The following is a 4720-nucleotide window of genomic DNA, read 5'->3' on the forward strand; positions in this document are numbered from 1 at the left end:
AGGCTCAATCAGTATCAATCGCAGGCACAGCGACGGCTTTTTTCATTGCGGCTGCGCCTCCATTGCAAAGCCGCGCGTGCTGCGGGCGTTAAAGGCCTTGCTCCGGTGTTCTTAGGTTTGGTGTTTGCCCGCTGCTCCATCGGTTGCCGGCAGGCAGAAAACAGCTTTCAGTTCGGCGGCGGTGATAATCGGTAATTCGGTGTTCCGGTCGCGGGGCCATCCGGCGCATCTATCGGGCAGTTTCCGCCCATTTAGCGTCCTGGTTCCTGGCGCCATGGGTCTTGCTGGTCCACAGTATCGGGAGTCGGCATTCGGGTTGAGTGCCGGAATGAATCGCCGGGTAACCGGCATTTAACCAGTCGCATCAGGACGCGGCCTGCGGCCGCTGGACGCCCTTGTCAGGGCGCCCCTGTGCTCAGCGTTAAATGCTCAGGAGGGAAATTGAAGTTCTTAGATAAGTTTAAGAAAAAGAAAGAGCCAGAAGAGGTCTTTCCTCCCGTTCCAGACTGGAAACCAGAGATAGTTCAACCACTCGAAGTGGTTATCGCAACCATAAAATACTACTCTGACGGGAAAAAGGACTTTGCTGTGTTCCAAAATGGGACAGTGGCTCTAGTTCCGGAGGGGTTGTCCGACGCTGAAGTCGAGAAACTGGCAAAAGAGTCTTTGCGCAATGTCTATCATGCTCATCCCGATATGCACCCACAAGAAATGGATGATGGCAATATATTGGTCGGGTATAACCATAACGTAGCTAATGTGGTATTAAGCTCCGTAGTCGAAAAACACTGGAACGATATAGATAATAATCACCAGCGAGCCTTGGCTACATCTGAGGTCTTGATTACTCCATTGGGCCACAATGTCTTTAACGATTTTGGTAAAAAGTCATTATTCGGTCGTTGCTATATGTTCATGGACGCGCAAGATCCTAAGGTTGTTCAAGTTGTTCGCAAAAGCATTTAACAATGCGCTGTTGTCGGACTGGTTTTCCGCTGCGCTTCAAACCAGCCGCAAAGCGCGGCGTTAAATTTAAGGGAGCTTATGCAAGACACTGGTTCGGGATTCGTCAGCACGCTGGAGTCGCTTGCCCAATCTTTCGTTTTTGCGTCGGTGCTTTGGATGATGTTTCTGGTTGTGGCTTGGCCCTTTATTACAGTATCGAGACTGGTTTTTTTCGTTGGTTCCTTCGGATCTGTTAAGCCGACCTATCGACAGTCCCTAGAGCATCAGGGAATCGTTGGTTTGGCTTTTCTCATTTTTGTGCCGCTTCTTTTCTATGTGCACATCGTTCACGGGGCGCGGCTCTATGGCAATCAATCAGGCTGAATTTAACAAGGCCAGGCACGGCGACGCCTACTACATTGCGGCTTCGCCTCCATTTCGTAGTCGCGCATGCTGGCGGCGTTAGCACAAAGGATGTTTATGGACGTTACCCCGGAAGAAGTTGAAGACTTTGTCAACGGGCAATTCGCGCAGAAATTGTGCGATGCAACCGCTTGGTTTGGGCATGCGAGAGCACTGATTGCTTCCGCACGAATCTCAAAGGAATCAGCGGCAGTACTGATAAGCCACACTGAAAAATCTGAACTCGAGAATGTCTGCTCGTTTCTCTATGGCCTAGCTTTAGAGAATTTATTCAAGGCTATATGGATTCACAGGAAATTTGGCTCCCCCTGGGAGGAAGATTGGCTGCCGCAGACAAAATTTCCCAAAGAGATTCAGACTCACGACCTAAAGAAGCTTGCTGAAAAAGTTGATCCTAAGCTTGTCGAAAAATATGACTTTTCACTAGAACTGCTAACCGAAGCGGTAACTTGGGCAGGAAGGTACCCTTGCGGTCTCAAAGCAGGCGCAGGAGCTTATGTCAGATATTCTCAGGTGCATGACCATGCGGAAGAAATTTATGCGAAATACCGCAGGTTTTTCACCATATCGCGCTAACCATTCGCTCAAGTGCGTTCCCGGCCTGACGGCCGTCCACCGGACGTCCCTGACGGGCCGCCGCTTAGCTTCGCTACATGGACTCCCCCTGCGGTCAAGCAACGCCATTTGATTCCGAAGCGGTTTGAGACTGCAGCTCTACATTCGGCCTCTGTGTGGGCGTTACTGCCCGGGCCAGGATGATGATGCGTGTGAGTGATGACCTCATTCGTTAGTCGGCTTGTCGCAGCCGCAAAGCTAAACAGGTTCAATCACTCTCGGTCTGACCGTTCCGTCATCGCTTGCCGTTGCAAGACTCGGCTGGCAGGCGTGTTCTGCCTGTCGTTGTTGCCCGTTATCAGCCCTCTGCAGGCTGTGTTTTAAACTCGGTTTGGTTCATCAACAGCGCCCAGATAATCCGGGCATTCTTGGCGGCCAATGCCACGGCGGCTCGTTTGTAGCCGCGGCGTGCCACCAACCCTTTGGCCCACTCGCTGAGTTGATCTTGTTTGTCAGCGAGTTTGGCAATCACCGCTCGAGTTCCGTGGATTAATAGTGTTCGCAGGTACTTGTCCCCGCGCTTGGTGATTCTACCCAGCCGGGGCTTGCCTCCGGTCGAGTACTGCCTGGGTACGAGCCCAAGCCAGGCGGCAAAGTGTCGCCCGCTTTTGAACTGTCTGGGATCCGGCGCACTGGCCAATATCGCGGTGGCTGTTTGGGGGCCGATGCCCGGAATGGCCATCAACCGTTTGGCCTGTTCGTCGCGCCGGGCCATGGCTTCGATTTCCCGGTCATAGGCCAAGATCTCCTCATCGAGCTGGAGAATGCGCTGGTTGATGTTGTTGAGTAGACGACGTGCAAGCATGGGCAAGCCGTTTTCGGCATCCTCCAGGATTTCGGGAATCCGATGGCGAGCGTGATAACGGCCCTGAGGAATGATCAGTCCGAACTCGGCCAGCAGCCCGCGAATCTGATTGATCTGTGCGGTGCGTTCTTTGGTCAGCTCACGGCGGATGCGGTGCAGGCACAGCACGGCTTGTTGATCTTCGGTCTTGATCGGGACAAAGCGCATGTTGGGCCGACTGACGGCTTCGCAGATGGCCTCGGCATCATTGTCGTCGTTCTTGCTGCTCTTGCGGTACGGAGCGACAAAGCGGGGTGCAATGATCCGGGCGTCGTGGCCGAGTTTGGTTAACTCCCGAGCCCAGTAATGGGCACCGGAACAGGCCTCCATGCCGATCAGGCACGGTGGCAGTTGTGCGAAGAACGCCAGCAGTTTAGGGCGATTGAGCCGTTTGCGAACCACGACCTTGCCGTGTGGATTGGTGCCATGAATACTGAACACAGTTTTCGCCAGATCGATGCCGATGGTTGTAACATTCATGATGACTCCTCCTGCTTTCGCTTGAAGACTTCGACACCTTCAATGTGGCACATCGATGCCGAGGGAGCAGGGGGAGTCCATATCATTCGTTATGCCCTTTTAGTTCGAGCCATTTAGTATGGAATTGAGCACTCCGGCAGAAATGCCCTTTACACGAGAAGCGGCGCTCAAGATGTTGAGGTGGGGTGCAGAGCCGGCAACGTCGCCATACTCCCACAAGCAAATTGCGGAATGGTGTGACAGATTTTGGTGTGAGTATCTCGAAGTTGATGCGGAGCAGGAGATAGAGTCGTTGTTGCCAATCCTCACTGATGTAGAAACACAGTGGGATTTATATTTGGCGAACACCTACTCACCAGAGGAACTCCGAACGAAGAATTTCGAGGAAGAGCAAATGCCAACGGAGTGGTTTCGTGACTGGTTGCAAAAACTGGCATAACCAGGTGGTCAACGGGACGCCAACTACGCTGCGCTCCGTTGCCGCCCATTACCACTGGCGTTAGAAACGAGTCGAGCGATGAGTAAGCCCGAATATCTGTATCACGGTACTCGAAAAAAGCTAGATCTGCTCAATCCGACGCAGGGCGTTGGATATGGCATGGCGGATAATGAGCACGGCGTTTATGCTGTTTCAGAGCGCGAGTTGGCAATCCCTTTTGCAATTTCATATCGCCCTCTCGGTGACGGGGCAGTTTTCTCTGTTGAAACCTCGGAGCGTCCACCTCGTATCGTGCTAAAGGATACCGAGGTGGATTGGGATCAGGTGGGATATGTGTACAAGGTTAGGTCCGAAACGTTCGAGCAAATTGACTCAGAGCAGTGGTTATCCCGGGTTCCCGTTAAGCCAGTGGAAACTGAGGAAATCAAGCCAGAGTCCTATCGGAACTGGATCGTGTACAAATCGGAAAGGTAGAGACCGTGCAAAAAGTTTCTAACCAGTCATTCCAGTTCGTTCCGGCCCTGAAGGGCCTCCACCGGACGCCCTTTTCTCCGCTGCGCTGCAAAAAGGTCGCCGCTGAATATTGGCGTTAAAAGCCAAGGCTTTGGCCGTTTTTTGGTGGTTGGGTGCATGGGCCTTGGCGGCAAATTCGGTGGTAGCTTTTTGTTTTGCATCGTTGCCAAGGCCAGCAACTTCGTAGTCCAAGCTGGTAGCCACCGTTGGCTATTGAATGGTTATCAGCAGGGTGCCCAGGTTGTGGGGCAATTCGCCGAAAATTCCAAACGCGCCGGGTAGTCTGGTGGTTTGTACCGGTGCCGGATCGCGAGCCAGTGCGGGGCTTCTTTGGCGTTCGCATGCGAGCCGAGAAGTAGGACTGGAAACCAACGGGTGAACCGGCTTCTAACCAGTCGCTGTAGTACGTTCCCGGCCTGACGGCCGTCCACCGGACGCCACTGACGTGGCGCCGCTAAGCT

8 protein-coding genes are annotated in these 4720 nt (G+C 53.2%); 6 read left to right on the forward strand and 2 right to left on the reverse strand.

Annotated features, from left to right (window positions below):
* The 4 genes from Q675_RS38505 to Q675_RS36510 all read left to right on the forward strand — a co-directional run.
* Nucleotides 1–195: hypothetical protein (locus Q675_RS38505; protein ID WP_036193844.1), on the forward strand; the 195-nt coding region annotated here is incomplete at its 5' end.
* A 246-nt stretch (nucleotides 196–441) separates the two neighbouring features.
* The gene (locus Q675_RS36500) at nucleotides 442–966 is read left to right on the forward strand and encodes a hypothetical protein (protein ID WP_023012167.1); all 525 of its coding nucleotides are present in this window, start codon (nucleotides 442–444) and stop codon (nucleotides 964–966) included.
* 78 nt (nucleotides 967–1044) lie between these two features.
* A complete protein-coding gene (locus Q675_RS36505) occupies nucleotides 1045–1329 on the forward strand; it encodes a hypothetical protein (RefSeq protein WP_023012168.1) in 285 nt (94 codons plus the stop codon).
* Nucleotides 1330–1425: 96 nt separating this feature from the next.
* Nucleotides 1426–1944 (forward strand): hypothetical protein, encoded by a 519-nt coding sequence (locus Q675_RS36510; protein ID WP_023012169.1) that lies wholly within the window; start codon nucleotides 1426–1428, stop codon nucleotides 1942–1944.
* 337 nt (nucleotides 1945–2281) lie between these two features.
* Here the strand turns inward: Q675_RS36510 and Q675_RS36515 are convergent, their stop codons facing one another.
* Nucleotides 2282–3307, reverse strand: coding sequence for an IS110 family transposase (locus tag Q675_RS36515; RefSeq protein ID WP_023012170.1), 1026 nt, complete (start codon nucleotides 3305–3307; stop codon nucleotides 2282–2284).
* A 118-nt stretch (nucleotides 3308–3425) separates the two neighbouring features.
* Between Q675_RS36515 and Q675_RS36520 the strand changes: the two genes are divergently transcribed.
* Nucleotides 3426–3746 (forward strand): hypothetical protein, encoded by a 321-nt coding sequence (locus Q675_RS36520; RefSeq protein WP_200861853.1) that lies wholly within the window; start codon nucleotides 3426–3428, stop codon nucleotides 3744–3746.
* A gap of 78 nt (nucleotides 3747–3824) precedes the next feature.
* Entirely contained in the window at nucleotides 3825–4220 is a 396-nt protein-coding gene (locus Q675_RS36525) for a hypothetical protein (protein ID WP_023012172.1), read from the forward strand.
* A gap of 18 nt (nucleotides 4221–4238) precedes the next feature.
* On the opposite strand, the gene Q675_RS38160 is transcribed toward Q675_RS36525, so the two are convergent.
* Nucleotides 4239–4451, reverse strand: a complete 213-nt coding sequence (locus tag Q675_RS38160; protein WP_152525384.1) for a hypothetical protein — start codon at nucleotides 4449–4451, stop codon at nucleotides 4239–4241.
* Nucleotides 4452–4720: the final 269 nt, after the last annotated feature.

The organism is Marinobacter sp. EN3, assembly GCF_000475315.1.
Lineage (GTDB): Bacteria > Pseudomonadota > Gammaproteobacteria > Pseudomonadales > Oleiphilaceae > Marinobacter > Marinobacter nauticus.

What these genes read in the sequence shown, in the direction of transcription:
- Q675_RS36525 (WP_023012172.1), top strand. Translation starts at nt 3,825, where the DNA reads ATGAGTAAGCCCGAATATCTGTATCACGGTACTCGAAAAAAGCTAGAT.
- Q675_RS36510 (WP_023012169.1), top strand. Translation starts at nt 1,426, where the DNA reads ATGGACGTTACCCCGGAAGAAGTTGAAGACTTTGTCAACGGGCAATTC.
- Q675_RS36520 (WP_200861853.1), top strand. Translation starts at nt 3,426, where the DNA reads ATGGAATTGAGCACTCCGGCAGAAATGCCCTTTACACGAGAAGCGGCG.
- Q675_RS36515 (WP_023012170.1), bottom strand. Translation starts at nt 3,307, where the DNA reads ATGAATGTTACAACCATCGGCATCGATCTGGCGAAAACTGTGTTCAGT.
- Q675_RS36505 (WP_023012168.1), top strand. Translation starts at nt 1,045, where the DNA reads ATGCAAGACACTGGTTCGGGATTCGTCAGCACGCTGGAGTCGCTTGCC.